The organism is Stenotrophomonas sepilia, from assembly GCF_003244875.1.
GTDB classification, from domain to species: Bacteria; Pseudomonadota; Gammaproteobacteria; order Xanthomonadales; family Xanthomonadaceae; genus Stenotrophomonas; species Stenotrophomonas sepilia.
Window position 1 is genome coordinate 164567 of the sequence record NZ_LXXZ01000026.1, and the last position, 24406, is coordinate 188972.

At 65.8% G+C, this 24406-nt stretch carries 27 protein-coding genes, 5 tRNA genes and 1 riboswitch; of the genes, 9 read left to right on the forward strand and 23 right to left on the reverse strand.

The genetic code is table 11. The features are described from left to right. Positions 1-3 precede the first annotated feature (3 nt). Positions 4-771: a sulfurtransferase gene (locus A7X97_RS03125; protein ID WP_088497739.1), complete on the reverse strand. Its 768-nt coding sequence runs from the start codon at positions 769-771 to the stop codon at positions 4-6. Between the two features lie 457 nt (positions 772-1228). Then, complete coding sequence (locus A7X97_RS03130; protein ID WP_111007586.1) at positions 1229-1594, reverse strand: DUF6164 family protein; 366 nt, start codon at positions 1592-1594, stop codon at positions 1229-1231. A gap of 70 nt (positions 1595-1664) precedes the next feature. Between A7X97_RS03130 and A7X97_RS03135 the strand changes: the two genes are divergently transcribed. Together A7X97_RS03135 and A7X97_RS03140 are read left to right on the forward strand one after the other, a co-directional pair. After that, entirely contained in the window at positions 1665-2099 is a 435-nt protein-coding gene (locus A7X97_RS03135; RefSeq protein ID WP_005416011.1) for an FKBP-type peptidyl-prolyl cis-trans isomerase, read from the forward strand. Beyond that, positions 2086-3333, forward strand: a complete 1248-nt coding sequence (locus tag A7X97_RS03140; protein WP_111007587.1) for a TIGR03862 family flavoprotein — start codon at positions 2086-2088, stop codon at positions 3331-3333. Before A7X97_RS03135 ends, A7X97_RS03140 begins: the two co-directional genes overlap by 14 nt. 39 nt (positions 3334-3372) lie before the next feature. Here A7X97_RS03140 and A7X97_RS03145 read toward each other — a convergent pair whose 3' ends face one another. The 4 genes from A7X97_RS03145 to A7X97_RS03160 form a co-directional block, all read right to left on the reverse strand. After that, positions 3373-3834, reverse strand: a complete 462-nt coding sequence (locus tag A7X97_RS03145; protein ID WP_111007588.1) for a GNAT family N-acetyltransferase — start codon at positions 3832-3834, stop codon at positions 3373-3375. A 100-nt stretch (positions 3835-3934) separates the two neighbouring features. Continuing rightward, positions 3935-5557, reverse strand: a complete 1623-nt coding sequence (locus tag A7X97_RS03150) for an FMN-binding glutamate synthase family protein (protein ID WP_061478458.1) — start codon at positions 5555-5557, stop codon at positions 3935-3937. Positions 5558-5612: 55 nt separating this feature from the next. Then, complete coding sequence (locus tag A7X97_RS03155) at positions 5613-6899, reverse strand: nucleotide sugar dehydrogenase (protein WP_072166707.1); 1287 nt, start codon at positions 6897-6899, stop codon at positions 5613-5615. A gap of 143 nt (positions 6900-7042) precedes the next feature. After that, positions 7043-7477 carry a BLUF domain-containing protein gene (locus tag A7X97_RS03160; protein ID WP_088497736.1) on the reverse strand — a complete coding sequence of 145 codons (435 nt, stop codon included), beginning with the start codon at positions 7475-7477 and terminating at the stop codon, positions 7043-7045. Positions 7478-7608: 131 nt separating this feature from the next. Here A7X97_RS03160 and A7X97_RS03165 point away from each other — a divergent pair. Next, positions 7609-7695: transfer RNA gene (locus tag A7X97_RS03165), tRNA-Leu, on the forward strand. A gap of 21 nt (positions 7696-7716) precedes the next feature. On the opposite strand, the gene hemN is transcribed toward A7X97_RS03165, so the two are convergent. Together hemN and A7X97_RS03175 are read right to left on the reverse strand one after the other, a co-directional pair. After that, positions 7717-9126 (reverse strand): oxygen-independent coproporphyrinogen III oxidase, encoded by a 1410-nt coding sequence (hemN, locus tag A7X97_RS03170; protein WP_072166936.1) that lies wholly within the window; start codon positions 9124-9126, stop codon positions 7717-7719. 44 nt (positions 9127-9170) lie between these two features. Continuing rightward, a complete protein-coding gene (locus A7X97_RS03175) occupies positions 9171-9611 on the reverse strand; it encodes a group III truncated hemoglobin (protein WP_088497761.1) in 441 nt (146 codons plus the stop codon). A 178-nt stretch (positions 9612-9789) separates the two neighbouring features. On the opposite strand from A7X97_RS03175, the gene A7X97_RS03180 reads away from it, so the two are divergent. Then, positions 9790-10077 carry a hypothetical protein gene (locus A7X97_RS03180; RefSeq protein WP_014036651.1) on the forward strand — a complete coding sequence of 96 codons (288 nt, stop codon included), beginning with the start codon at positions 9790-9792 and terminating at the stop codon, positions 10075-10077. Further along, positions 10074-11123 carry a 4Fe-4S dicluster domain-containing protein gene (locus tag A7X97_RS03185; RefSeq protein ID WP_111007589.1) on the forward strand — a complete coding sequence of 350 codons (1050 nt, stop codon included), beginning with the start codon at positions 10074-10076 and terminating at the stop codon, positions 11121-11123. The genes A7X97_RS03180 and A7X97_RS03185 overlap by 4 nt, the downstream gene beginning before the upstream one ends. Positions 11124-11132: 9 nt before the next feature. On the opposite strand, the gene A7X97_RS03190 is transcribed toward A7X97_RS03185, so the two are convergent. Together A7X97_RS03190 and A7X97_RS03195 are read right to left on the reverse strand one after the other, a co-directional pair. Continuing rightward, positions 11133-11369 carry a hypothetical protein gene (locus A7X97_RS03190; RefSeq protein ID WP_005416001.1) on the reverse strand — a complete coding sequence of 79 codons (237 nt, stop codon included), beginning with the start codon at positions 11367-11369 and terminating at the stop codon, positions 11133-11135. Positions 11370-11728: 359 nt separating this feature from the next. Next, complete coding sequence (locus A7X97_RS03195) at positions 11729-11932, reverse strand: helix-turn-helix domain-containing protein (protein ID WP_061478465.1); 204 nt, start codon at positions 11930-11932, stop codon at positions 11729-11731. Between the two features lie 111 nt (positions 11933-12043). Between A7X97_RS03195 and A7X97_RS03200 the strand changes: the two genes are divergently transcribed. Then, entirely contained in the window at positions 12044-12445 is a 402-nt protein-coding gene (locus tag A7X97_RS03200; RefSeq protein ID WP_061478466.1) for a helix-turn-helix domain-containing protein, read from the forward strand. Positions 12446-12467: 22 nt separating this feature from the next. Beyond that, a riboswitch (Fluoride riboswitch) is annotated at positions 12468-12531 on the forward strand. An 81-nt stretch (positions 12532-12612) separates the two neighbouring features. Continuing rightward, positions 12613-13005 carry a fluoride efflux transporter CrcB gene (gene crcB / locus A7X97_RS03205; RefSeq protein ID WP_088497734.1) on the forward strand — a complete coding sequence of 131 codons (393 nt, stop codon included), beginning with the start codon at positions 12613-12615 and terminating at the stop codon, positions 13003-13005. Between the two features lie 3 nt (positions 13006-13008). On the opposite strand, the gene A7X97_RS03210 is transcribed toward crcB, so the two are convergent. After that, positions 13009-13842, reverse strand: coding sequence for an AraC family transcriptional regulator (locus tag A7X97_RS03210; RefSeq protein ID WP_088497733.1), 834 nt, complete (start codon positions 13840-13842; stop codon positions 13009-13011). Between the two features lie 184 nt (positions 13843-14026). Here A7X97_RS03210 and A7X97_RS03215 point away from each other — a divergent pair, with 184 nt between their 5' ends. Further along, entirely contained in the window at positions 14027-15103 is a 1077-nt protein-coding gene (locus A7X97_RS03215; protein ID WP_072166719.1) for an alpha/beta hydrolase family protein, read from the forward strand. A gap of 22 nt (positions 15104-15125) precedes the next feature. Here the strand turns inward: A7X97_RS03215 and A7X97_RS03220 are convergent, their stop codons facing one another. The 5 genes from A7X97_RS03220 to A7X97_RS03240 form a co-directional block, all read right to left on the reverse strand. After that, positions 15126-15395, reverse strand: a complete 270-nt coding sequence (locus tag A7X97_RS03220; RefSeq protein WP_088497732.1) for a hypothetical protein — start codon at positions 15393-15395, stop codon at positions 15126-15128. A 218-nt stretch (positions 15396-15613) separates the two neighbouring features. Further along, positions 15614-16528: an ADP-ribosylglycohydrolase family protein gene (locus tag A7X97_RS03225; protein WP_072166721.1), complete on the reverse strand. Its 915-nt coding sequence runs from the start codon at positions 16526-16528 to the stop codon at positions 15614-15616. 122 nt (positions 16529-16650) lie between these two features. Then, positions 16651-16724, reverse strand: a tRNA-Cys gene (locus tag A7X97_RS03230). A 66-nt stretch (positions 16725-16790) separates the two neighbouring features. After that, positions 16791-16866: transfer RNA gene (locus tag A7X97_RS03235), tRNA-Gly, on the reverse strand. A gap of 142 nt (positions 16867-17008) precedes the next feature. Continuing rightward, positions 17009-17084, reverse strand: a tRNA-Gly gene (locus tag A7X97_RS03240). A 131-nt stretch (positions 17085-17215) separates the two neighbouring features. Here A7X97_RS03240 and A7X97_RS03245 point away from each other — a divergent pair. After that, positions 17216-17665, forward strand: a complete 450-nt coding sequence (locus tag A7X97_RS03245; protein WP_088497731.1) for a hypothetical protein — start codon at positions 17216-17218, stop codon at positions 17663-17665. 4 nt (positions 17666-17669) lie between these two features. On the opposite strand, the gene A7X97_RS03250 is transcribed toward A7X97_RS03245, so the two are convergent. The 7 genes from A7X97_RS03250 to A7X97_RS03285 all read right to left on the reverse strand — a co-directional run bounded on the left by A7X97_RS03250 (position 17670) and on the right by A7X97_RS03285 (position 24299). Then, complete coding sequence (locus A7X97_RS03250; protein ID WP_088497730.1) at positions 17670-18590, reverse strand: HlyD family secretion protein; 921 nt, start codon at positions 18588-18590, stop codon at positions 17670-17672. Beyond that, entirely contained in the window at positions 18587-19315 is a 729-nt protein-coding gene (locus A7X97_RS03255; protein ID WP_088497729.1) for an ABC transporter ATP-binding protein, read from the reverse strand. Before A7X97_RS03255 ends, A7X97_RS03250 begins: the two co-directional genes overlap by 4 nt. Positions 19316-19325: 10 nt before the next feature. Then, entirely contained in the window at positions 19326-20465 is a 1140-nt protein-coding gene (locus tag A7X97_RS03260) for an ABC transporter permease (protein ID WP_088497728.1), read from the reverse strand. Beyond that, entirely contained in the window at positions 20462-21925 is a 1464-nt protein-coding gene (locus tag A7X97_RS03265) for an efflux transporter outer membrane subunit (RefSeq protein WP_088497727.1), read from the reverse strand. The genes A7X97_RS03260 and A7X97_RS03265 overlap by 4 nt, the downstream gene beginning before the upstream one ends. Before the next feature lie 605 nt (positions 21926-22530). Continuing rightward, positions 22531-22606, reverse strand: a tRNA-Gly gene (locus A7X97_RS03275). 114 nt (positions 22607-22720) lie between these two features. Then, positions 22721-24004: a type II toxin-antitoxin system HipA family toxin gene (locus A7X97_RS03280; RefSeq protein ID WP_088497726.1), complete on the reverse strand. Its 1284-nt coding sequence runs from the start codon at positions 24002-24004 to the stop codon at positions 22721-22723. Then, positions 23997-24299: a helix-turn-helix domain-containing protein gene (locus A7X97_RS03285; RefSeq protein WP_242015856.1), complete on the reverse strand. Its 303-nt coding sequence runs from the start codon at positions 24297-24299 to the stop codon at positions 23997-23999. Before A7X97_RS03285 ends, A7X97_RS03280 begins: the two co-directional genes overlap by 8 nt. Positions 24300-24406 lie beyond the last annotated feature (107 nt).

Consider the following 24406-nt stretch of genomic DNA (forward strand, 5'->3'; position numbering starts at 1 on the left):
CGGTCAGAACGCGCTGGGGCGCGGCTCCGGCAGCGGCTGGTCGACCATCGGCTTCAGCTCGGCATCCAGCGCCACACGCTCATCGAACACGAAGCAGCGGCCTTCGTAGCCTTCGCCGCCCACTTCCTCGAAGTAGCCGAGGATGCCGCCATCGAGCTGCAGCACATTGTCCATGCCGTCATTGACCATCCACAGCGCGGCCTTCTCGCAGCGGATGCCGCCGGTACAGAAACTGACCACGGTGCTGTCCCGCAGCGCATCGCGATGCGGCGCCAGCGCCTCGGGCAGGTCGGTGAACTTGCGGATGGGCAACACCAGCGCATCCTTGAAGGTGCCGTACTCCACTTCCTGCAGATTTCGGGTATCGAGCATCACCACCGGCTTGCCGGCGTCATCATGCCCCTGCCGCAACCAACGCTGCACGGTGGCCGGATCAACCGCTGGTGCGCGCGGATAGTCCAGCGGCTGGCCGTCATCGCGGCGGAAGCTGATGATCTCGTCCTTGACCTTGGCCTTCAGCCGCGCGAACGGCTGGTGCTCGCTCAGGCTGGTCTTGACCCGCATGTCGGCGAAACGCGCATCGGCACGCAGCGCTGCATAGAAGCCCTCGACCGCCTCCGGCGCCCCCGCCAGGAACAGGTTCAGCCCCTCGCCGGCCACCAGGATCGTGCCGCGCAGCTGCGCCGTCTCGGCACGGGCCAGCAGCTGGTCGCACAGGGCCTGGGGAGCGTCGATGACGGCGAAATGATAGGCAGCGGTATTGGCGATCATCCCGCCATTTTAGCGCCAGACCGCCCCAGGGTCAGATATCCCCATTCATCCGCGCATGGTGTGGATCTGCTGTGTCGACCAAGGTCGACACCTACCAATAGCCGGGAGGCTGTCAGAGGCGGGGCTGTGTGGGCAGGCGGGACCGTTGGCTCCATGGGCCCGAGGCATGCCTCGGGCGGGTTGGGCAGGACGCCCAACCCCGGTCTTGCGTGTGCGCAGGACAGCGCACACGAGCAAGGCGCCATCGAGCTCCCAGGGGTGGGGGCGCTTTGCTTGCGAAGCACTGCTTCGCAAGCGCCCGAACGCACAGCCGACAGCGGCTGGGCCGGACCGCGGAGCGGGGTTCACGGCGTGTCCCGCCTGTCCACACCGCCACGCCCTCCCACTGAAGCCCGGCTTTTGACGTTGCCGTTGATCTTGCTTCGGCGGGTGCCGGGTGCAACCCGGTCGAAACCCGTTACCCCCGCAACAGCAGGAACGGCAGCAGCACCAGCGCCGCCGCGCCGGCCATCGCCAGCAGCACCAGCACCACATAGGCCGGCCGCCGCCGGAACAGGCTGCCGAAGGTCTCGGCCGTGCCATCACGCAATGCCTGCTCACGCTCAGCGCGGATGCGAGGGCCGCGCTCGGCCTGGTACTCGGCCATCAACGCCTTCGCAAGCGGATGATCAGCGTCGTCGCGCAGCCACAGGCCACCATTGGAAATGCCCCACGGGCTGGGTTCGGTGCGATACCAGGCGATGCCGTGCTGATCGAGCAGCGTGCAGACATCGGCATATTCGTCGTCGCCGACGTTGCGCAGATTGAGCAGGAGTTTTGCCATGGCCCCATGATACCCGGCGCCGATGCGCTACCCTTGCCGCCCTCGCCCCGCGCCCTTCTGGAGACGCCCGATGCGCCGCCTGCTGCTTCCCCTGCTGCTGTCCCTCGCCGCCGCTGGCTGCTCGACCGAACCATCCGGCCCGCCGCCCGGCGGCACGCTGACCACCTTCGAGCGGATCGATACCGTGCCAGGCACCGGCGCCGAAGCCATCGCCGGCAGCAAGGTCACGGTGCACTACACCGGCTGGATCTACGACAACCGTACCGAGACCAAGCACGGCAAGACCTTTGACAGCTCCTTCAAGCACGGCGAGCCGTTCACCTTCGCGCTCGGCGCCGGCCAGGTCATCCGCGGCTGGGACGAGGGCGTGGCCGGCATGAAGGTCGGCGGCAAGCGCACGCTGATGATTCCGCCGGACTACGGTTACGGGGACCGCAAGGTCGGCCCGATTCCGGCGGGCTCGTCGCTGGTGTTCGACGTCGAGCTGCTCGATGTCAAACCGTAATGCCGCCATGCCCCATCGGGTCGCCGTCATTGGCGGCGGCCCGGCCGGCCTGTTCGCCGCCGAACGCCTGCGTGCCGCTGGGCTGGAGGTCGACCTGTACGAGGCCAAGGGGTCGCCTGGCCGCAAGTTCCTGATCGCCGGCAAGGGCGGCCTCAACCTCACCCATTCCGATCCGCGGCCGTTGTTCGACAGCCGCTACCGCGAGCAGGCCGCTGTGGTCGGCAACTGGCTGGACGGCTTCGACGCACAGGCACTGCGTGACTGGGCCGCCGGCCTGGGCGTGGAAACCTATGTGGGCAGCTCCGGCCGCGTGTTCCCGGTCGACCGCAAGGCGGCGCCGCTGCTGCGCGGCTGGGTGCGCCGGTTGAAGGAACAGGGCGTGCGCCTGCACGCCAACCACCGTTGGATCGGCTGGAGCGACGACGGCGCCCTGCGCTTTGCCACCGAGGCGGGGGAAATCGATGTGCACCCCGATGCCACGGTACTGGCGATGGGCGGCGGCAGTTGGCCGCAGCTGGGCAGCGACGGCGCCTGGGTCGTGCCACTGCAGGCGCGTGGCGTGGACATCGCGCCGCTGCAGTCAGCCAATTGTGGCTTCGACGTGGACTGGACGCCGTTCTTTGCCCAGCGCAATGCCGGCGCACCATTGAAGCCGGTGGTCGCGCACTGGATCGACCTGGCTGGACAACCGCGATCGCTGCAAGGCGAGTGCGTGGCCAGCGAATATGGCATTGAAGGCAGCCTGGTCTACGCGTTGGCCGCCGACCTGCGCGAGACCATCAACCGCGATGGCCACGCAATGCTGTGGCTGGACCTGGTGCCGGGTCGCGACGAGGCGCGCCTGCTGGCCGACCTGTCACGTCCGCGCAAGGGCCGAAGCTTCGGCGAGCACCTGCGCCGCCAGGCGGGTCTGGATGCGGTGAAGGCCGCTCTCGTGTTCGAGATTCTTGGCAAGGAGGCCGGCAACGACCTGCCGGCTGTGGCCACCACGCTCAAGCGCCTGCCGCTGCGCCTGCTGCGCCCAAGGCCGATGGCCGAGGTGATCAGCACCGCCGGTGGCGTGCGCCTGGATGCGCTGGATGACGGCCTGATGCTGCGGGCCGTTCCTGGCGTGTTCTGCGCCGGTGAAATGCTGGACTGGGAGGCCCCCACCGGCGGCTACCTGCTGACCGCGTGCTACGCCAGTGGCCGGCGTGCCGCCGAAGGCGTGATCGGTTGGTTGGCGGAGCGGTGACGCCTGTGGCGTAGCGTCGAGCCCATCCTCGACGCCACGTCACCACGGCCTGCGCATGCTCACCGAGGCCAACGCCACACCGCTGGGATGTGCATAGGCTTCCTCACGCACGCTGACAAAGCCCTGCCGTTGATAGAACGGCACCGCATTGAGCGAGGCCGACAGCACCACCTCGCGCTCACGATCGGCCATCGCCAGCAGGCGCTGCATCAGCGCCTGGCCAATGCCCAGGCCGCCATGATCCGGATCGACGAACAACGCATCGACTTCATTGGCATCGACATCAAAGACGCCGAAGCCAAGCAGGCCACCCTGCCCGTCCTCCGCCACTACGCATCCGCCCTGCGACAACAGCCGCGCATACTGCGAAGGCGGGGGCGACGCCGACCAGGGCGCAATGACCGCGGGTGGGTAATGGCTGCTGCAGGTCTCGCGCACGCAACGCGTGCGCAACGCCCACAGCATGGCCACGTCATCCATGGTGCCGGTCCTGAACTGCATGACATCTCCTCGTAGAGCCGAGCCCATGCTCGGCTGTTCTTCGTTCCGACCTCGCGATGAGAACAGCAGCCGAGCATGGGCTCGGCTCTACAACATCACGCTACCGCGACTTGCTGGCGCGCAGAGCCTGGATCTTCGGCGGCGGCTGGAACGAGTCGCTGCGCGCATCGGCCCAGAAGGCATGGAATACCGCATGATCGGGCACCTTGTGCAGCAGCTCGCCCGGTTCCAGGTAGCGGTAAAGCGACGCCAGCGAACGGATTTCCACCGGCGACACGCGACGCAGGATGTGCTCCGGCCCCAGCTCGGCCGGATCGTTCAGGCCCGCCGCGCACAACAGTTCCTTCAAGGCATGCAGTGTGTGCTCGTGATAGCTGTACACACGGGTGGCCTTGTCCGGTGCATCCAGGTGCTTCCAGCGCGCGGGGTCCTGGGTCGCGATGCCGGTCGGGCATTTGTCGGTGTGGCAGCTCAACGACTGGATGCAGCCCAGCGCGAACATGAAGCCTCGGCCGGCATTGCACCAGTCGGCACCCAGCGCGATGGTGCGCGCGATGTCGAACGCACTGGTGATCTTGCCAGCGGCGCCGATGCGGATGCGCTCGCGCAGGTCCAGGCCGACCAGGGTGTTGTGCACCAGTAGCAGTGCTTCATGCATCGGTACGCCGACATGGTCGACGAATTCAGCCGGTGCCGCGCCGGTGCCTCCCTCGGCACCATCGACCACGATGAAGTCCGGCAGCAGCCCGGTTTCCTGCATCGCCTTGGCGATGCCGAACCATTCCCAGGGGTGTCCGATGGCCAGCTTGAAACCGACCGGCTTGCCACCGGACAGCTCGCGCAGCCGGGCCACGAACTGCAACAGTTCGACCGGCGTCGAGAATGCCGAGTGACGCGACGGCGATACGCAGTCCACGCCCATCGGAACACCACGGGTCACCGATATTTCGGCGGTCACCTTTGGTGCCGGCAGCACGCCGCCGTGGCCCGGCTTGGCACCCTGCGACAGCTTGATCTCGATCATCTTGACCTGGTCGTGGGTAGCGTTGGCGACGAAGCGCTCTTCGCTGAAACCACCCTTCTCGTCACGGCAGCCGAAGTAGCCCGAGCCGATTTCCCAGACCAGATCGCCGCCCATCTCGCGGTGGTAGGGCGAAATCGAACCTTCGCCGGTGTCGTGGTAGAAGCCACCGCGCCGCGCACCTTCGTTCAGTGCGCGGATCGCGTTGGCCGAGAGCGAACCGAAGCTCATCGCCGAGATGTTGAACACGCTGGCCGAATAAGGCTTGGCGCAGTTCGGCCCAATCAGCACGCGGAAATCATGCTTGGCGATGGAGGTGGGAGCCAGCGAATGGTTGATCCACTCGTAATCCACCGCATAGGTACTGCGCAGGGTACCGAACGGCACCGTGTCCATTTCGTTCTTTGCGCGCTGGTAGATCAGCGCACGCTGCTGGCGCGAGAACGGCACGTCCTCCAGGTCGCTCTGCACGAAGTACTGGCGGATTTCCGGGCCGATTGATTCCAGGCCATAGCGGAAATGCGCCATCACCGGATAGTTGCGGCGCAGCGTGCTGCGCTTCTGCAGCAGATCCCAGGTCCCCAGCGCCACCATCGCGGCAGTCAGGCCGACGCCCCAGTACCAGGCCGGCCAGATCGTGGCCAACCACAGGCAGATGGGAAACATCAGGATGGCGAGCAGGTAGACGATATACCGGTGCATGGCGTTCCTTGGTTGCAACTGCCTGCGAGTCTACCGCGCCGGCCATCACCGGCGTTTACAGGCGACCGTCAACCACGTTGCGCGGCCAGGCCGATTTCACGTCGTAGACGATGCCGCCGGGCGCCAGCAGCGCCTGGATTGCGGCGTCATCCATGGCTTTGAATCGGGCATGGGCCACTGCCAGAACTACGGCGTCGTAACTCCCCGCCACCGGCTCGGCCAGCCAGTGCACGCCCGCGTCAGCCAATGCCGCCGGGCCGACCCACGGGTCGCTGACCTCCACCTGTGCGCCGGCATCACGCAGGCGCTGCGCCAGTTCCAGCGCGCGGCTGTTGCGCAGGTCCGGGCAATCCTCCTTGAAGGTCACGCCCAGCACCAGGATACGCGACTGCGCAGGTGCGCGGCCACGTTCGGCCAGCATTGCCAGCACACGCGACGCCACGTGCTCACCGACGCGGTTGTTGACCTGCCGCGCGGTGTGGATCAGGTCCGGGTGGTAACCCACGCTCTCGGACTTGTGCAGCAGGTAGTACGGGTCCACGCCGATGCAGTGGCCGCCAACCAGGCCCGGCCGGAATGGCAGGAAGTTCCACTTGCTGCCGGCGGCGTCGAGCACATCCTGGGTGTCGATGCCGAGCCGGTCGAAGATCAGCGCCAGCTCATTGACCAGCGCGATGTTGACGTCACGCTGGATGTTCTCCACCACCTTGGCCGCTTCGGCCACACGCATCGACGGCGCCGGGAAGGTACCGGCGGCGATGATGCGCTGGTACAGGCCATCAATCACCGCAGCCACTTCCGGTGTCGACCCCGAGGTGATCTTGCGGATATCGGCCAGGCGCCGCTGGCGGTCGCCGGGGCTGACCCGCTCCGGGCTGTAACCACAGTAGAAGTCTTCGTTGAAGCGCAGCCCGGAAAGCTGCTCCAGCAGCGGCACGCAGACCTCTTCGGTGGTGCCGGGGTACACCGTGGATTCGTAGATCACCAGGTCACCCGCACGCAGGTGGCTGGCGATCAGCCGCGTCGCCGAACGCAGCGGCTCCAGATCGGGCTGCTCATAGGCATCGATCGGGGTCGGCACGGTAACGATGTAGACATTGCAGGCATCGAGCAAAGCCGGATCGCTGCCGTACTGCAACTGCTGCGCACTGGCCAGCTCATCGGCCTCCATTTCCAGCGTATGGTCCTGGCCGTCGCGGAGCTCGGCGATGCGATCAGCATCGATGTCGAAGCCGAGCGTCGGCCAGTGCCGGCCGAAGGCCACCGCCAGTGGCAGGCCCACGTAGCCCAGCCCGATCACCGCGAAGCGCGGCGACGCTGCTGCCGCAAGCGGCGCGCTCAACGCCGCATCCCATGCAACGGCTGAAATCGCATGCGTACTGCCATGGGCATGGCCGACCTACTCATTCGCTTTGCCACTCCGGGAAGATCCATGCCAGAAAGGCTACAGCCTAACGGCCCGGGTGCCCGGCCGCCAAGGTGGGGTCAGGAACCCAGTGCGACCGCGGCCGGCTCCAGTTCGCCATCGGCGCCGGTCCAGGCCTGCAGCAGGCGCTCGAAGCCACCGCCGCCAAGCACGAAGCCCGGCCATGAGGCGTCGACGATCTGTACCAGCAGTTCTGTATCAATGCGCCGGGTCCCCATCGACCAGCGCGGGAATGCCCGCTGCGCCACCGGCGCGCGGCACAGCACCTTCAGTTGTCCATGGCTGCGCGCATTGGCGATGCGCTGGTACACCGAATCGATGCCATCCTCCGGGCCTTCCAGGTACTGCAGGAAACGGCTGCCATCGAACATCAGCACACCCGTGACACCGGCTACTCGGTTGAATGCCGTGGCATCGGCCAGCAGGCGGTCAAGATCGGTTGTCTGCAGGTCGGCGCGGGCCTCGCTGGCATAGGCAATCGCGTGCAGCGACATCGGGTGGCTCCCCCCCTGGGAACGAGGCTTTGGACTATGACATGAATGGGAGCGACAGTTAAGCACACCGCCGCTCCACTGCAATCCGGTCGGGATTCTGCAGCTGGGCTACAATCGGCGCCGCGCTGCAGGCCCGGATGGCGAAACTGGTAGACGCATCGGACTTAAAATCCGCCGGGGGCAACCCCATGCCGGTTCGATTCCGGCTCCGGGCACCATCGCACTTTTCACGACGAACGTCAGATTGCACGCGAGTAGCGCGGCTGCTCGCAGGCGGCACGCAGGTACGGGTCGAAGCACATCGCCAGCAGCCGCAGCAACGGCCGTCCAGGCTCGCTGGCGCGCACTACACCGTCACGGTACTCGGCGAGGCCATCTTCCTGCAGCCGCTGCACCGAACGCAGGTCTTCGGCGAAGTACTGCTCGAAATCCACGCCATGGCGCTGGCCCAGCACCGCACCGTCCACCTCGCCCTGGCACATCAGCTGCTGGATGAGTTCTGCGCGCAGCTGGTCGTCGGCGCTGAGCGCCACGCCGCGCCACACCGGCAACTGCCCCTGGTCCACGGCATCCTCCCACGACGGCAGGTCGCGCGGATTCTGACTGTAGGTGGCACCGATGTGGCTGATCGCACTCACGCCCAGGCCGAGCAGATCGGTGTCGGCGTGGGTGGTATAGCCCATGAAATTGCGATGCAACTGCCCGGCGCGCTGCGCACGTGACAGATCTTCTTCCGGCAATGCGAAGTGATCCATGCCGATGTACTGGTAGCCGGCCGCAGAGAGTTTCTCCACCGCCAGGCCCAGCAGCGCCAGCTTGTCTTCCGGCGAAGGCAAGCGGCGTTCGTCGATCTGCTTCTGTGCGCGGAAAAGATGCGGCAGGTGTGCGTAGCCGTACACCGCCAGGCGATCCGGGCGCAATGCCAGCACCCGTTCCAGGGTGCGGCCAAACCCTTCCAGGCTCTGTCCCGGCAGCCCATAGATCAGGTCGACGTTGACCGAACGCATGCCGCTGTCGCGGCAGGCCTGCAGGATGTCCAGCGTCTGCTGCACGCCCTGCACGCGGTTGATCGCTTCCTGTACCTGTGGGTCGAAATCCTGCACGCCCAGGCTGGCGCGGTTGAAGCCCAGCCGCGCCAGCATGGCGACATCGCGGGTATCGATGAAGCGCGGATCGAGTTCGATCGAGAAATCGCGCTGCGGCGAATCGCTGAAATCAAAGCGCCGGCGCAGTCCTTCCACCAGCGTGGTCATCGCCTCGGCCTCGAGGAAGTTCGGCGTGCCCCCGCCCAGGTGCAGCTGGATGACCTCACGGCCGTCCTCGAACTGCGGCGCCAGCAGGTCGGCCTCGGCCAGCACGCGCGCGACGTAGCTGTGGCCACGGCCGCGGTCGCGGGTGATCACCCGGTTGCAGCCGCAGTAGAAGCAGGGGCTGGAGCAGAACGGCACATGCACGTACAGCGACAGCGCGCGGGCCAGCTGGTTGCTGTCGGCGATTGCCCGGCGCAGTGCCGGCGCATCGAAGCCATCGTGGAAATGAGGCGCGGTCGGATACGAGGTGTAGCGCGGCCCGGGCCGGTCATGCCGGCGCAGCAGGTCGGGGTCGAAGGTCCAGGCCAGGCCACCGGCGGCGGGAGAGAACGTGTCCATGCCGCCAGCATCGCGCCGGGCGGACGCCACCGCCTTGACCCAGATCAATCGCGGGTGGGGATTCCCAGCACCGGCAGGCCGACCTGCGGCCAGCGCAGCATCTGGTAGCGCTTCCAGAAGGTGTCACCGATGCGCGCGGCGACGTCGTTGGCCAGCGCCTGCATGGGCGGGTTGCCGCACTCGGCGGTGGTGATCCGGAACAGCACCAGCCAGCGGTCGAACAGGTCCTTGTCCAGCTCGATGGCCATGTGCTTGGACATCGGCGAGCCCTTGAAGCGGCGCGTACCGCGCAGCATTGCCGACCAGAAATCGACCAGCTGCGCCAGGTGTTCCGGCCAGTCGCGGACGTGTGCCTCGAACACAGGCCCCAACCGCTCTTCCTCGCGCACGCGCGCATAGAAATCGTGGACCAGGCGGGTCACTTCCTGCTCGGTGCACAGCCCGGGCGAGGCGACGGGCAGCACAGGTGGCGATATTGCGTTCATCGGGTACCCAAAGCTTGCCGGCAGTGTGCCGTAGCTGGCCGGCACCGCCGTTGATCCAGATCAATGTCGGCGCAGTCCGCTGCACCTAGGCTGGCACGCGTGCAGGAAGCATGCCCTGCGGATGCTGCGCCAGCCTCGGCGGAGTATACGCGCCGCCCTCATTCCGATCCGGGACAGCATGAACAGACCCTCTCCCAGCCGCCGCCAGCAGCTGATCCAGCACTGGGGCGCCATCCTTTGGCCCAGCTTCATCGCTGCAGGCCTGGCCAGCGTGGTGTTCTTCGCCTTTGTCGACCCGCTGCGTCTGCAGGCGATCAGCTTTCCGGGTACGGCGATCAGCCGCGAACTGGGCTATACGGCAGGATTCTTCATGTTCTGGTCGGTGACCGCACTGTCCAGCGCGGTCACCTGGTACCTGCAGCGACCGATGCCAAGCGACGACGACGACGAGCTGCCGCTGGGATGAGTACGCCCTGCACCGGAATCCCACGCCGCTGGCATTGGCGCGCCGCGCTCAGCATGCTCTTGCTGGCGTTGTTCTATGCCCTGCCATGGCTGCGCTGGAATGGGCGGCAGGCCCTGCTGCTGGACATCAACGCACGGCGCTTTGACCTGTTTGGCTGGACATTGTGGCCCAGCGATGTCGGCGTGCTGATCGGGTTGCTGGCGGTGCTGGCGGTGGGCCTCGCGCTGCTCACCCACCTCGCCGGCCGCATCTGGTGCGGCCACGCCTGCCCGCAGACGCTATGGCGCCGCGCCTTCGACTGGATTGCGCGCGCCATGGCCCGGGCTTTGCCAGCGCCCGGCGTGGGCCCTGCCACCCAGCTGGCATGGGGGCTGCTGTCGCTGTGGACCGGCATCACGTTCGTCGGTCTGTTCAGCCCGATCGAAGAACTGGTGGCCGCCGCGCCGCATGCCGGCTGGAGCGGCTGGGAAACGTTCTGGGTGCTGTTCTATGCCGCCGCCACCTGGGGCAATGCCGGCTTCCTGCGCGAGCAGGTGTGCCGTTCGCTGTGCCCGTTCGCGCGCCTGCAGCCGCTGCTGACCGATCCGCATACACCGCGCATGTTGTACGACGCGCGCCGCGGCGAACCGCGCGGCATGCGTCCGTCGGGGCTGGGGGGCGTGCTCGGACGCGGCCGTGGCCTGCTCGACCCGACCACCGCGCAGGACTACGTGTTCCGCGCTGCACACCCGCTGCTGGCCGGACCGATGCCCACCTTCAGCGCCGACCGCCTGGGCGACTGCACCGATTGCGCTGCCTGTGTCAGCGCCTGCCCGATGCAACTGGATATCCGCCAGGGACCTCAGGCCGATTGCCTGGCCTGCGGCGCCTGCCTGGAGGCCTGCTCGCGGCAGCAGGACCAGGCCGGTTTCGGCCCGGGGCTGGTGCGCTACTGCAGTCCGCAGGCCATGGCCGGGCAACCGCGGCAATGGTGGCGACCGCGGACCCTGGCACTGCTGTCGATACTGCTGGCGCTGTTGGCCTGCGGCGCCTGGCGCCTGCTTTGAATCAACGGATCAACGCGGCCCGTTGGCGTGCGGCGGCACCAGCTGCGCGCGTCGGACGATGCCCAGCTGCTCGATGATCAGCGCCATTTCATTGGTAACTTCGGTACGCTCGGTCCCTTGCGGGACCAGGCGGTCCAGCACCTGCTGGTAGGTATCCCAGAACGCCGGACCGCATCCGTGTTTGTGATAACTGGCTTCCAGTTCGCGGCGTACCCGTTCAGCCAAGCCATGCATGCCGTATTCCATACGACCTCCGTTGGACTTGTTCTGCATCGTTGACGGTCTACCGACTCACTTGCGAGCTACTGAAAGACTCCCGGGCTTCACGTCCGGTTGATCCCAATTAGTCATAGATTTCACGACAGGTCAATTACATACCGCGACTTTCGTGATCGAAATTATTAATCGTTCACGAAACCACATACGGGGAGACGGGGTGCCCGGATGGGTCGGACCCGACACACTGCCCCGATTTCCCCGGTCCCGCCCTGGTAGGCGCCATCGATGGGCCAGCCCCGTTTCATCGAAGTTTCCAATATTGCTAAGCATACTTAGCAAATACTGTTTAGAGTGCTATATGCGACAAAAGGCGGCGTAGTTGGGGCTTACTCGCCCTGCGTCGCCTCAGTCGCGGGGAACAGGTTGGGATAGCGCTGATGCAGGATGTATTGGCGTAGCGCAGGAATCGGGAAGTTCTTGGGCCATTGCGACACGGCAGATCGGCTTATGCCAAAAAAGCGCGCCAGTTCGGCATCGGTCCGGAAACCCAGCCGGGCGCGTACCTGCCCCTTGCTCCAGAATTCGGTCACGGTCGGTCCTTCTGTTAACCAGACTTATTCTTGGAACAAGGGAACTTTGCGATCCACGCGTTAAGCTGGCTTGCATAGATGAATACTCTCGGCCAACGACTCGCCATTGCCATGAAGAAAGCCGGGCACCCTCGCCCGGCCGATCTGGCCCGCGCCGCCGATTCGACGACGGCAACCATCAGCAACTGGCTCAACGACCATGTCAGCCCCGCCCATGTGAAGGCCGAACAGCTGTTCCGCATCGCCGATGCGGCCAAACTGGACGCGCGTGAACTGCTGTACGGCGTGAGCGGGCTTGGCGTCGGTGAGCGGGGCAATACCTATATCCCCAGCCAGGCCCACCTGGATGTCTGGCAGGACGCCTACGAACTGGTCAGCCATCTGGTGGAGGAGAAGGGATTGCAGATCGACCATCGCCGCCATGCGGCCCTGGACCTGCTGGCCTTCGAACTGCTGATGGACGGCTTCAGCCGCAGCAAGGTCATCCGGGTACTGACGACCTCGATGACGTGAATGCACTGCCACTGGTAGCATGGTCGCGGATGGGGATGGGGCTCCCCCGATAACCGCCCGGAAGGGCTGATGGCTCCTGCCAGGACGAACCGGTCTTCGTCGATGGCGGGCCGTGCCTGCCGTCGGCGTTCGCCATCGAATCAGCGAACCCGCAACCGAGGCACGTGATGCACGCATTGAACAATTATCTGCTGGTCTTCATCGGCGGCGGGCTCGGCGCCTGCCTTCGCCATGCCTGCAACCTGATCGGTACGCGGGTAGCGGTCGGCAGCCCGTGGCCATGGTCGACCTTCCTGATCAACATCAGCGGTGCACTGCTGATGGGCGTGCTGGTCGAAGCCTTCGCCCTGCGCAATGGCGCCTCGCCGCAGTTGCGCCTTCTGCTGGCCACCGGCGTCCTCGGCGGCTACACCACATTTTCCACCTACGCACTGGAAATCGGACTGCTGCTGCAGCGCGGCCAGCATGGCCTGGCGGCGCTGTATGCCGGCGGTTCGGTGGCACTGGGCCTGGTCGGCCTGTTCGGTGGCATGAAACTGGCCCGGCTGGTGCTGGGCTGAGGCTCAGCCCGCGCCGGCGCGGGCCTGTCCGCGCCACTCCCGCGGCGACTGTCCGGTATGTGCCTTGAATGCACGCGACAGTGCGGCTTCGCTGCCATAGCCGACGTCGTCAGCGATCCGCTTCAATGGGCGCCCCTGGCGCAGCGCCTGCTGCGCCAGGCCCACCCGCCAGCCCTGCAGGTACTGGCCCGGGGTAGTGCCCATCGCCTCACGGAAACTGGCAGCAAAGACGCTGCGTGACATGCCGGCGACCTCGGCCAGGTCTTCCAGGGTCCAGGACTGTGCGGGCGCCTCATGCATCGCCACCAGCGCCAGCCGCAGCCGCGGATGCCCCAGCCCGGCAAACAGGCCACCACGCATCTCGCCCCCTTCCATCAGCTGCCGCAGCACCTGGATCATCACCACCTCGAACAGCCGGTTGACCATCGCCGCACGCCCGCAGCGCTGCTCGAAGGCTTCTTCGAACAGCAGCTCCAGCGCTGCGTTGCCGCCGTACAGATCGGCCAGCGGCAGGCAGATGAAATCGGGCAACGCCGCGCTGATCGGGTTGAGCCGCCCGCCCTCGAAATGCAGATTGGCGCAGGCCATGTCGGCGCCATGCTGCGGATCGGTGCTGAATCGATGCGGCATCGGCCGTGGGTACAGCAGCAGGCTCGGCACCTCGACCTGGACGATCTGCTGGCCATGGCTGACCTGCAGCGGGCCACGTCGCACCAGATGCAGCTGCCCGGCGTCATCCTCGCCCGCCAGCGTGTTGATGCCGCACAACGCGCCAGCATGGAACACCGAGGCGGTAACCGCAAAGCGTTCAAGCAGAATGGCAAGACGGTCGACCATGACGGGACCCTGGGTAAAGTAGAAAGAGATCAAGGCGACACATCGTATCGGAATCACCCCCTTAGCGGACGTGATCAACTCTGGGAGCGGGTGCCCCCCAGCCCGCCCTTCCTGCGGCAGTGCAGCGCGCGCAACATTTCGCTGGCATCTATGCTCGGGGTCATTCCCGCATGGAATGACCCCGATGCCCGCCCTGCTTCGATGCGCCCTCGCCCTCGGCCTGCTGCTGCCTTCGACGACCTTGCTGGCGTCAGCGCCAACGGCGGCACGCACGCTGAGCGGCGAGCTGCAGGGCGCGCCGTGGCGCCTGGACGTGCCGGCCGACTGGAACGGTGACCTGGTGATGCTGGCGCACGGCTACGAGCCGGTAGGCATGCCACGTGCTACGCCGATGGCTGCCAATGACGGCACCGCGCCATTGCTGGCTGCAGGCTACGCCGTCGCGCAGAGCGCCTATGCCAGTCAGGGCTGGGCGGTGGCCGATGCGATCACCGACATGGAACGCCTGCGCCGACATGCAGTGGCTGAACTCAAGCACGTGCGCCATATCTGGATGCTGGGATTTTCGATGGGCGGCGCCGTGACCCTCGCCAGCCTCGAACGGTTCCCGCAACACTACGCTGGTGGCGTGTCGCTATGCGGCGCCAATCTCAGTGGCGAACAGATCGCGAGTGATCTGCTGACCACGCTGGTCGCTTTCGATTACTTCTTTGCCAAGGCCGAAGGCCTGCCGGCTGCGGGACTGGTCTCACGCGACGCGGCTGCGCTGCCACAGGGCGAACTGTACCAGGGCATCTCCAATGCGCTGCAACGCAGCCCCTCGCATGCCGCGTTGCTGGCACAGCGGCTGCAGGTGTCCGCCGATGCACTGGCCGGCACGATCAGCCTGCATGCACTGGTCCTGCACGAACTGGCCACGCGCAGTGGCGGCATGCCGGTGGGCAACAGAGGTGTGGCTTACAGCGGCTTCGGTGACGACATGGCGTTCAATGCCGGCGTGCAACGTATCGATGCCGTGCCTGCCGCGCAGGCCGCTGTCCGCAGGGAGCTGGCATTGAGCGGTGCGTTGAGGCGACCACTGGTGATCCAGTTCAACAACAACGACCCGACGATCGTGCCGCGCATGCAGACGGTGTATCCGCAGACGGCCGCACGGGCCGGCGCCCGTCCGCTGCCACAGGTGCTGCCGCCCGTTGGCGAAGGCCATTGTGGCTTCTCCGGCGCGCAGATCATCGAGGCGTTGAAGGCCGCGCAGCGTTGAGCAATCGCGGCCCACGCGCAGGTCAGCCGCCCAGCGTGCCCATCGTGAAGGTGTAGCCCGAGCTCATCAGGAATTCGCGCATGCGCATTTCCGCGCGCCGTGGTGAGGCCAGGTTGGCCGGCGCGTACAGGGCATACACCAGGCCCGACCCTTCGATACGCTCGCGGCGCACCCCGCAGCGGGCGGTTTCCGAGGCGATGACCCATCCGTCCTTCAGCCGATCCGGGCCAATGGATTGCCCGTTCTTCAAGCGGAAGGTCAACCAGCGCACATCTGCCGTGACTTTGCTCATTTCCGTTTCGCTCCGTGGCTGGAACGACGCGTGATGTCCTTGCTCGCCATTGCGGCTCCCTGAGACGTGGAACTCGACCATAGCGCCTTTCCATGTCGTGGCCGGCTGAGACTGGCGACCGGGGCGCGGCGAACGGCTGCAGGTGAAGCAGCGCGGCGTCGGAAATGGCGGCCGCAGGGAGCGCCCTGCCGGCGCAGTTCACAGGCAGGGAACCCGACTCACGCAGCGCAGTCGCTGCCCTGATTCAAGGCGTGCAGCGCATCGGCCAGCGCCTGGATTTCGGCACGCAGGGCCAGCCGCTGCAACCACCGCCCGGGGATTCCGCGCGCACCATGGAATGCGCCCGCCAGCTGCCCCGCAATGGCGGCCGTGGTGTCGGCGTCCTCGCCAAGATTGGCCGCCTCGAGTACGACGGCTTCAAAGGTGTCGTGGCGATCAAAGCACCAGAGTGCAGCTTCCAGACTGTCGGCAACATAGCCATTGCCACGGATCTGCTCACGCGTGGCACCGCGGTAGCCGCCCGCCGCGATCTGCTGCAGCCGCGCGCTCTCGACGGGGACATTGCTGAGATCCAGCACCGCGTCACGGGTGCCACCTGCCAACGCCCGCTCCAGCGCGACCGCCAGCAGGCGGCACGCCTCCAGGCACTCCTGCGCACCGTGCGTGGTTCGCGAACTCAACGCGGCCATGGCCTGCAGGTCGGGAGTCCCGGCGTAGCGCAATGCTACCGGCGCCAAACGCATGATCGAGCCATTGCCAGCGCTGCGTGGGTCGTCACTCCCCGCCAGCGGATGGCCATCCTGCAGGAACCGGTCGATGGCAGCCCGCGTTGCCATACCGATATCGAAGCACTCGCCGGTCGCACTCCAGTACCCATGCCGGTACCAGTTGGCGTAGCGGTTCATCTGATCGTGCACATCGAAGGTGTCACAACGCACCAGGCTCTCGGCCAGGCACATCGCCATGGAGGTATCGTCGGTCCATTGCCCCGGCTGCAGCTGGAACGGCCCACCACCCACCATGTCGGTGATCGGGGTGAAGCTGCCACGAGGCTTGAACTCCAGCGTGGTACCGACGGCATCGCCGCACGCGAGGCCGAGCAAGGCGCCGCGGAAGTGATCAATCTGGTTCATCACGCGAGTGTAGCGCCACCGCATCCGCCATGACTGACCGCCAGGTCGGGTGGCGATCGCGCGAGCGGGGAATCGATTGCAGCCAAACAAAAAAGCCCTGACCGGAGTCAGGGCTTTTCAATTGGAGGCCTCAAGCGGAATCGAACCGCTGTAAACGGATTTGCAATCCGGTGCATAGCCACTCTGCCATGAGGCCAACGTACTGCGCGCCAGGAACCCAGCCCTGACAAGACAAAACCCCAAGATGGGGCCTGTCGGAACATGGAGCGGGAAACGAGACTCGAACTCGCGACCTCAACCTTGGCAAGGTTGCGCTCTACCAACTGAGCTATTCCCGCGTAAGCCGACATGTTACCGGAAATCCGGAAAACACGCCAGCGATTTCACCTTTCTGACTGCGCGTAAAGCCTTGTGGCCCAACGTGCCCCGCCTTGCCGGGGCGGGAGAAAAACAAGGCCCCTACCGGGGCCCTGTAGAATCTGGAGCGGGAAACGAGACTCGAACTCGCGACCTCAACCTTGGCAAGGTTGCGCTCTACCAACTGAGCTATTCCCGCAGATTCTTCGACCTGCGTCGAAGGAGCGCTATTGTGTCCAAATTCCTTCACGCCGTCAACAGTCTTCACATCATGCGGTCACGAGCGTCCGGGTTGGGGTACGCTGCCCCGCCCAAGCACGGACACCGCCGATGCCGAGACGCTACGTCCGCCTGTTCTGGTTGCTGGTCGCGCTGACCTGGTTGGCGCTGATCGCCGCACTTGTCAATGCTGGCTTTACCCCAGACTACTGGCTGCTGCATCGCCTGGAAGGCGCCCAGCTGCCCTACCCGACCAGCACGGTCATCGTGTTCGCGTTGCTGGGAACGGTTGAACTGGTGGTGGCCGCGTTGATCGTGCGGCCGTGGCGACTGAAACGACTGTGGCTGCGCCTGCTGATCGCCTTCGCCCTGCTGCTGGTCTGGTCGATACCGTGGATGCTGTCGGCGATGCACCAGCCTCCGGTACAAGGCATGCACCTGCTGTGGTTGCTGCTGCTGGACGTGGGATTGCTGCTGGCGCTGTGCGTGGTGTCGGCGGTGAGCGCGTGGCGGGCGCTCTGCCGGCGCGGGTCACCACAGACTCCCCCGCCGCAGCGCTAGAGACCTACTTCCGGAACTCCACCCGCACGTGCTGGCCGAAGCGCGCCTTGGCTTGCCCATCGAACTCCAGCACGCACTCCACCACTTTGGCCACGCCACGCCCTGCATCTTCAGGCAGGCGTGCCTGCGCGAACACCGGACTGATGCGCACCACGCGTGCAGGCGGCAGCGTGCCCGTGTTCTCCGCGCCATCACTATCCGGCACGACAGTAGCCTTCATGCCCACCTGCACGGCATCGGCGTAGGCGGCGCTCAGTTCGGCGCGCACCTGCAGCGGGCGCGCCGGCAGCAACGAGATCGCCGGCTTGCCCGCCTGCACGAAGGCACCGACGCCCGGCACCTGGCCGACCACGGTGCCGGCTTCCGGCGCGCTCAACGACATCTGCTGCAGTTTCAGCTTCGCGTGCTCCAGCTTGTGCTGCGCCATGTCGACCTGCGCACCGGCCACGTCGACATCGGCGCGCACGCCAGCCAGCTGCTGTTTGGCTGCATCGGCCTGCTGGTTCGAGGACACGCCTTCGCTGGCGCCCGTGGACAGGCGAGTGGCGTTGCGCTCCAGTTCGCGCAGCTGCGCCTGGCTGCCCTTCAGGCGGTCATTGGCCAAGGTCAGATCGGCGCTGGCCATCGCCACCTCCTGCTGCAGCAGGGCACCATCCAGCGACAACAACAGCTGCCCCTTCTTCACCGTGGCGCCTTCCTTCACCGGTGCGGCGATGATCGAGCCATCCACCGGCGGTGCCAGCGCGATCAGGCCACCTTCGACGTCAATGATGCCCCGCGCCACGGCGACCTTGCCGGCGGCGGCAGTACCCTCCTTGCCTGAGGGGGCCGATGCAGCGGTGGGCGCTTCCCTGGAACAGGCGCCGAGCAGCAGTGCCGCGGACAGGGCCAGGCTGAGGGGAAGCAGATGCGACGTCTTGGTCATGGGGCGGACTCTACGGTTTCGTTCTGGCGGCGGTCATCACGGACCATGCCGTCTTCCATGGCGATCACCCGATCGGCATGCCGGATCAGGCGCGGATCGTGGCTCACGCACAGCACGGTGGCGCTATGCGCACGTGCGTAGCGATGCAGGATGTCGATCACGCGCTGGCCGTTCTCGGCATCCAGCGCGCTGGTGGGTTCGTCTGCGAAGATCAACGTCGGCGACTTGGCGAACGCGCGGGCAACCGCCACGCGCTGTTTCTCGCCACCGGACAGCTGCGCCGGGCGCATGTGGCTGCGATGGCTGAGGCCGACTTCTTCCAGCGCCTGGCGGGCCAGCGGCTCGCTTTCGCGATTGCGCATGCCGCGGTAGCCCAGTGGCAGCTGCACCTGCTCCAGCGCGGTCAGTGCCGGGAACAGGTTGAAGCCCTGGAACACGAAGCCGACATGGTGCAGGCGGAAACGCTCCACTTCACTGCGGGTCATGTGACCCACGTCCTGGCCCAGCGCGTGCACGCGACCGCCATCGGGTGCGGACAGGCCGGACAGCAGCGACAGCAGCGTGCTCTTGCCGCAGCCGGACGGGCCGGATACCAGGGTCAGCTCGCCGGGATAGATGTCCAGCGACAGGCCACGCAGCACCGGCACCTGCACATCACCGGACATGAAGCCTTTTTCCAATGCTTCGGCCTGCAGGGTCGGGGCGATGGCGCGTGTGGAAGTCATCGGCCGGTCCTCAACGCAGCAGCAACGATGGATCGGAGCGGAGGACGCTGCGCACCGCCATGATGCTGGAGAGCATGGCCATCACCGCGACCAGCGCCACGCAGCCCAGGATCACCATCGGCGTCAGCTGCACCGGTACGCGCTGGGTCTGCGCGAGCAACAGCACCACGGTGCTGAAGGCCGCCGCCAGCAACATGCCCACGCCGCCGATCAGCAACGCCTGCTCGAACACCACCCGTGCCAGCGCATAGCGGCCTGCACCGAGTGCATTGAGCGTGGCGTACTCGCGTACCGAGCCGGCCACCACCGAGGCGAACGACTGGTTGGTGATCACCGCACCGACGAAGCAGACGATGACGGCCATGAACAACACGGCGATACCTGCGCCGGTATCGAACAGCCAATACTGCTGCGAACGGCTGGCGAACGCCGGCGCGGTCCAGAACTCGACCGGTGCGGCCTGGCCCATCGACGCGGCCAGGCGGTCACGCACGCGGTCGGCCAGGTCCGGCGAGCGCAGGCCCGCCACGAAATAGGTGCTTCCCGCGTGTGGGTCGGTGCCGGCGATGGCGCGCGCGGTGTCCAGCGAGGCCAGTACGTTGACACCACCAAGGCCCCGCAGGCCCGGTTGTGCAGCGACCACGCGCACCGCCTTGCCATTGATCCAGGCACGGTTGTTCTGCAGGTCCACGCCCAGCGTATCCAGATCGGCGCTGTCGACGATCACCGCACCCGGCTCGCGAAGCTGCGCGCGCAGGTTCGCAGGGAGGATGCGCGCGAACATCATCGCGTCGTCCCGGGTGGAGATGCCGGACAGGTACACCGACACATTGCCGGTGCCCTGCGCGCCGGACCGCCATTCGCCATCGACCCACTCGTAGGGCTCGACGCGGGTGACATCCGGGTCCATGCGCAGATGGCTTTCCACATCCGCGCTGATTGCATGGCCGTAATTGACGCTCTGGGTGCCGGGGAAACCAGCCCAGATATCGGCCGAGGACGCCTTCACGTAGATCGCGGCGGTACCGAAGATGCCCAGCACCAGTGCGGCCTGCACGATCAACAGCACACCGGCGAAACACATCGCCAGCACCACCGGCAGGAACCGGCGCCACTCATAGGCCAGGGTCTTGCGCGCGAGTGCGATCATTGCGGTTCGCCCTCACCCTCGGCAGGCAGCGGGGCACCGCCGAGGGCGCGGTACAACGATGCAAAGGCCAGCACGCGCGCACCCTGTGCAGCGATCAGATCAGCCTGCGAGGCGAGTGCGGCGCGTTGCGTGTCGAGTCCGTCGAACTCGCTGGACAGGCCCAGCTGCACCTGCCGCGCCTGGCGCTTGACCTGCTGGTCGGCGGCATCATTGGCCACACGCAGCGACTGGATGCTGCTGTCCTGGCGCGCCAGGCTACCCAGTGCACCTTCCACTTCGCCCACGCCTTCCAGCACCGCCTTGCGGTATCCCAGCAGCGCGGCGTCCAGTTGCTTCTCATCGGCATGGAAGCGCGCGCGACGCTGGCCCCAGTCCCATAGCGGAATATCGATGTACGGGCCGATCGACGGGCTGGAGTCGGAATTGGAACGGGCGTTCTGGGTGAGGTTGTAGGCATACAGGATCGAGCCACCCAGGCTGATCCGCGGATACATCGCAGCGCGCGCCGCGCCTTTGCTGGCGGCGGCCTGCATCACCTCCGATTCGGCCAGCAGGATCTGCGGTCGATGTCGCAGCAGGTCAGCCGGGACCTGCTGCAGCGTGAACGCACCCAGCGTCGGCGGCGTGCGATAGGCGTGCCAGGCCGGATCCGGGCCATCGCGGCCCAGCAGCAATGCCAGCGCACGGGCGGCGTTGTCGGCGTTTTCCCGCGCCTGCGCGATGGCGGCACGGGTGGCCGCCTGCCGCGCGCGCAGCCGTTGCAGCTCGCCCGGCTCATCCAGGCGCAGCCGCTGACGGACCAGCGCCAGCTGTTCGCCGCGGTCGTCCACGGCCTGTTGTCGGGCCAGCAGGTCCTGCTGGGCCTGGGCCACGGTCAGGTCGAGATAACTGCGCACCACGTCGGCGATCACCGCCACCTGCGCGGCATTGCGCAACGCCTCGGCATTGCCGGCCGAGGCCTGCGCGCTCAGCTGCGCGCTCTCGGCGGCGCCGAACAGCCCCAGGTCCCAGATCGCTTCGATGCCTGCATGGAAATAGGTGTCGACCGCGGCGGCGTCCTGTACCTGCTTGGCGCTGGCCGAGATTTCCGGCAGGAAGCGCGAATCCGAGGCGCCGGCGACGATCCGCACTGCCTGCAGGCGCAACGTGGCCTGCTGCAGATCAAGGTTGCCGGCGATGGCCCGGTCGACCAGGCCATCCAGCGCTGGGTCGGCCAGCACCTTCCACCACTGCCTGGCATCCACCGCCACGCCCTGGCCCTGCGGCACCTGGGTCCAGGCGGTGGGTGTGCGGTCAGGCAGGTCCGGAGCCGGCACCGACATGCAACCTGCCAGCGCCAGGCTGGTCAGCAGCGTGCCCGGGCGCAGCACTGCCTGCAGGAAGAGTCCGCGCCCGGTCCTGGGCACTGCCACTGGAGTGATACGCCTGACCACCAGCCCGCCAACGTGTAGAAGGAGCATGAAGGCTACCGTGCGATTGTGGAGCGAACATGGAGAAATCGTCCGAAAAAGGTCACAGCACGCGTGTGGTTCAGGCAACGCCGACCCAGACTTTCACTACGCTTTCAATGCGTTCCCGGCACGGAACACTGGACGACTTCCACGGCGTATTGCACATTGCGGTAATTCCTTGCTTCGATGCTGCACGACCGTGAAACACCCTCGCCGTTGGCTGCTGATTGGCTCGATCACGACAGCGACTGTCGGTGTGATCGTGCTCGTCCTGACCACCCCACTGGTCTCGAACGCCCTGCTGCTACTGATGGAGCGCAGCAACTTCATTCCCGCCGAATCCTCGATCCTCACCTTCGAGCCGTATGCGATCAACGACGGCTCGTCGAACTACTGGTTGTATGGGAAGGACCGCACCTACTACTACCACTTCACCTACGAGGATGACGTTCCCTACGTCTACATCCCGCAGGACAACCGCTGCCCCGGTTTCGACCGGCAGAATGCCCGGACCTGGTGCAGCGCCCTGCCCGGCAAGGCACGCTGGCGCGGTGGTGGTGCAACCGGTGTGACAAACGAAAAACGCTCCCTTTCGGGAGCGTTCTTCTTGAATCTGGAGCGGGAAACGAGACTCGAACTCGCGACCTCAACCTTGGCAAGGTTGCGCTCTACCAACTGAGCTATTCCCGCAGATTTCGTTCGACCTGCGTCGAAGGAGCGCTATTGTGTCGATATTGCTGCACGGCGTCAACAGGAATTTTCGGCCGCATTGTGGGGCGGCGTTCAGGCCCTTGGACCCGGCCCTCAGGTCCGCAGGCCACGCCGGACTTCCCGCAACAGAGCTACGTTCTCGTTGATGCGCCCCTGGATCATGATCAAGGTGTCTTGAGCAATAGCGTTTGAGTACATGCTGTTGGCGATTTCCGTGAATTGGCTGGCCACGTCGCAAATGCTGCCAATCGCCAGACTGGCGTCCGCGTGCTGCACTTCTGCCTCTTCGGCAAGGCGAAGCAGGTCAGCACGGGAAATCTCCAGTGCCTCCCCCATGACGTCCATCTGGTGATATCCGTTGGGTCCTTCGCAGAAGGTCACGTCGTAGGCCGGAGCCAAACGCCATTGCCCATCCGGCGACATGATGTAGGCAAAGTTTTTCGGATGATCGTCCCGGTTGTTGAACGCAACGTTGAAGACCGCACGTTCGAAGGCTACGGCCATTTGCCGCACGTCATTGGTGCACAACCGGGTCGCGCGCAGGAAGTTGACATAGTCCAGCGACCCCGCCGTCTGGTAGTTGGCGCCCGTGAATGCAGCAAGACTCTGCATCGGCACACGCAACCCATCGTGGCGATCAAAGCGCTTGCTGGCGAACGCGGCCAGCCCGTTGGGCAGGCTGAAGTACTGCGTGTCCGGGGTCTCGATGCCACACCTGCGCAGGCACTCGGCGTAGACCATTTCGATGGCGCACACCTCGGCATGCTCTTCTCTGGCCGGGAACTTGATCAACCAGGCTTCGAAGCCGGGCGTGACGGCCGTGGTGAACGCGCCCGATCGCGGATCGCGATAGACCAGGGCCTTGGGCCTTGCACCTTGGGGCGAACCACCCACCAGCAGCAAGGTCTGCAGGAATTCACCACCTTCTCCGTGGAGCACCTGCTGCACTTCCGCGGAAAGCTGCTCGAGCGGTATATGGACCTTCGGCGCCTCACCTTCGGGCGCCACGGGCTCAAACGTCATGGCCCCCATCGCGTTGCCACCGATATAGGCCAGCCGCTGGAGCGGGCCAATGCGTGCTGCGTTGATTCCGCGGCGCCTGAACATGCGGTCCATCAGCAGCATGCCCCAGCCGTCTGGCAACGCGTCATACACAGGCCCGGGCAGTTGCAGCTGATGGTCCGGAAAATCCCGCCGCAACGGAGGGCCGGCCAGCGGCAGCTTGTACGAAGACAGTTCCAGTCCCCTTCGCCGGGCCTCGTTGCTGTACTCGAACGCGATCAGCGGACGACCGGTCAGGGCGATGCTGGAGATCAGCGTTCCCCAGTGCCATCGCTCTCCCCACCCTTCGTAGAAGACCTTCACCTGTTCAGGCATTACGGGGCTTCCTCTTCGTCCGGAGGCGGTTCGCAGCCTCTTCGTAGCGCCGAATGTCTTCGATGCTGTCCAACTTTGGCTGGAACAGGCCTTCGAGCTCGTTGATCCGACCAAGGACCATCGCCACGCGGACCACCACCTCGAAGCCAACATTGCGCCCGGCCTCCAGGTTGGACACGGTGTTGGTACCAATGCCGGCACGCCCGGCCAGATCCGACTGTGTCATGCCCAACGCCATGCGTTCTGTACGCAAGCGCCCGCAGAGTCGCTTGACGACCTCGCTGGGCTTGCTCAAGCTTAAATCCAACATAGCGTGCATGATCCCCTGTCTATGCCATTTAGCACCCAAAATTATAGAATTAACCCCAACTCCATTCAATTGATTTAACTCCCGAATTTTGT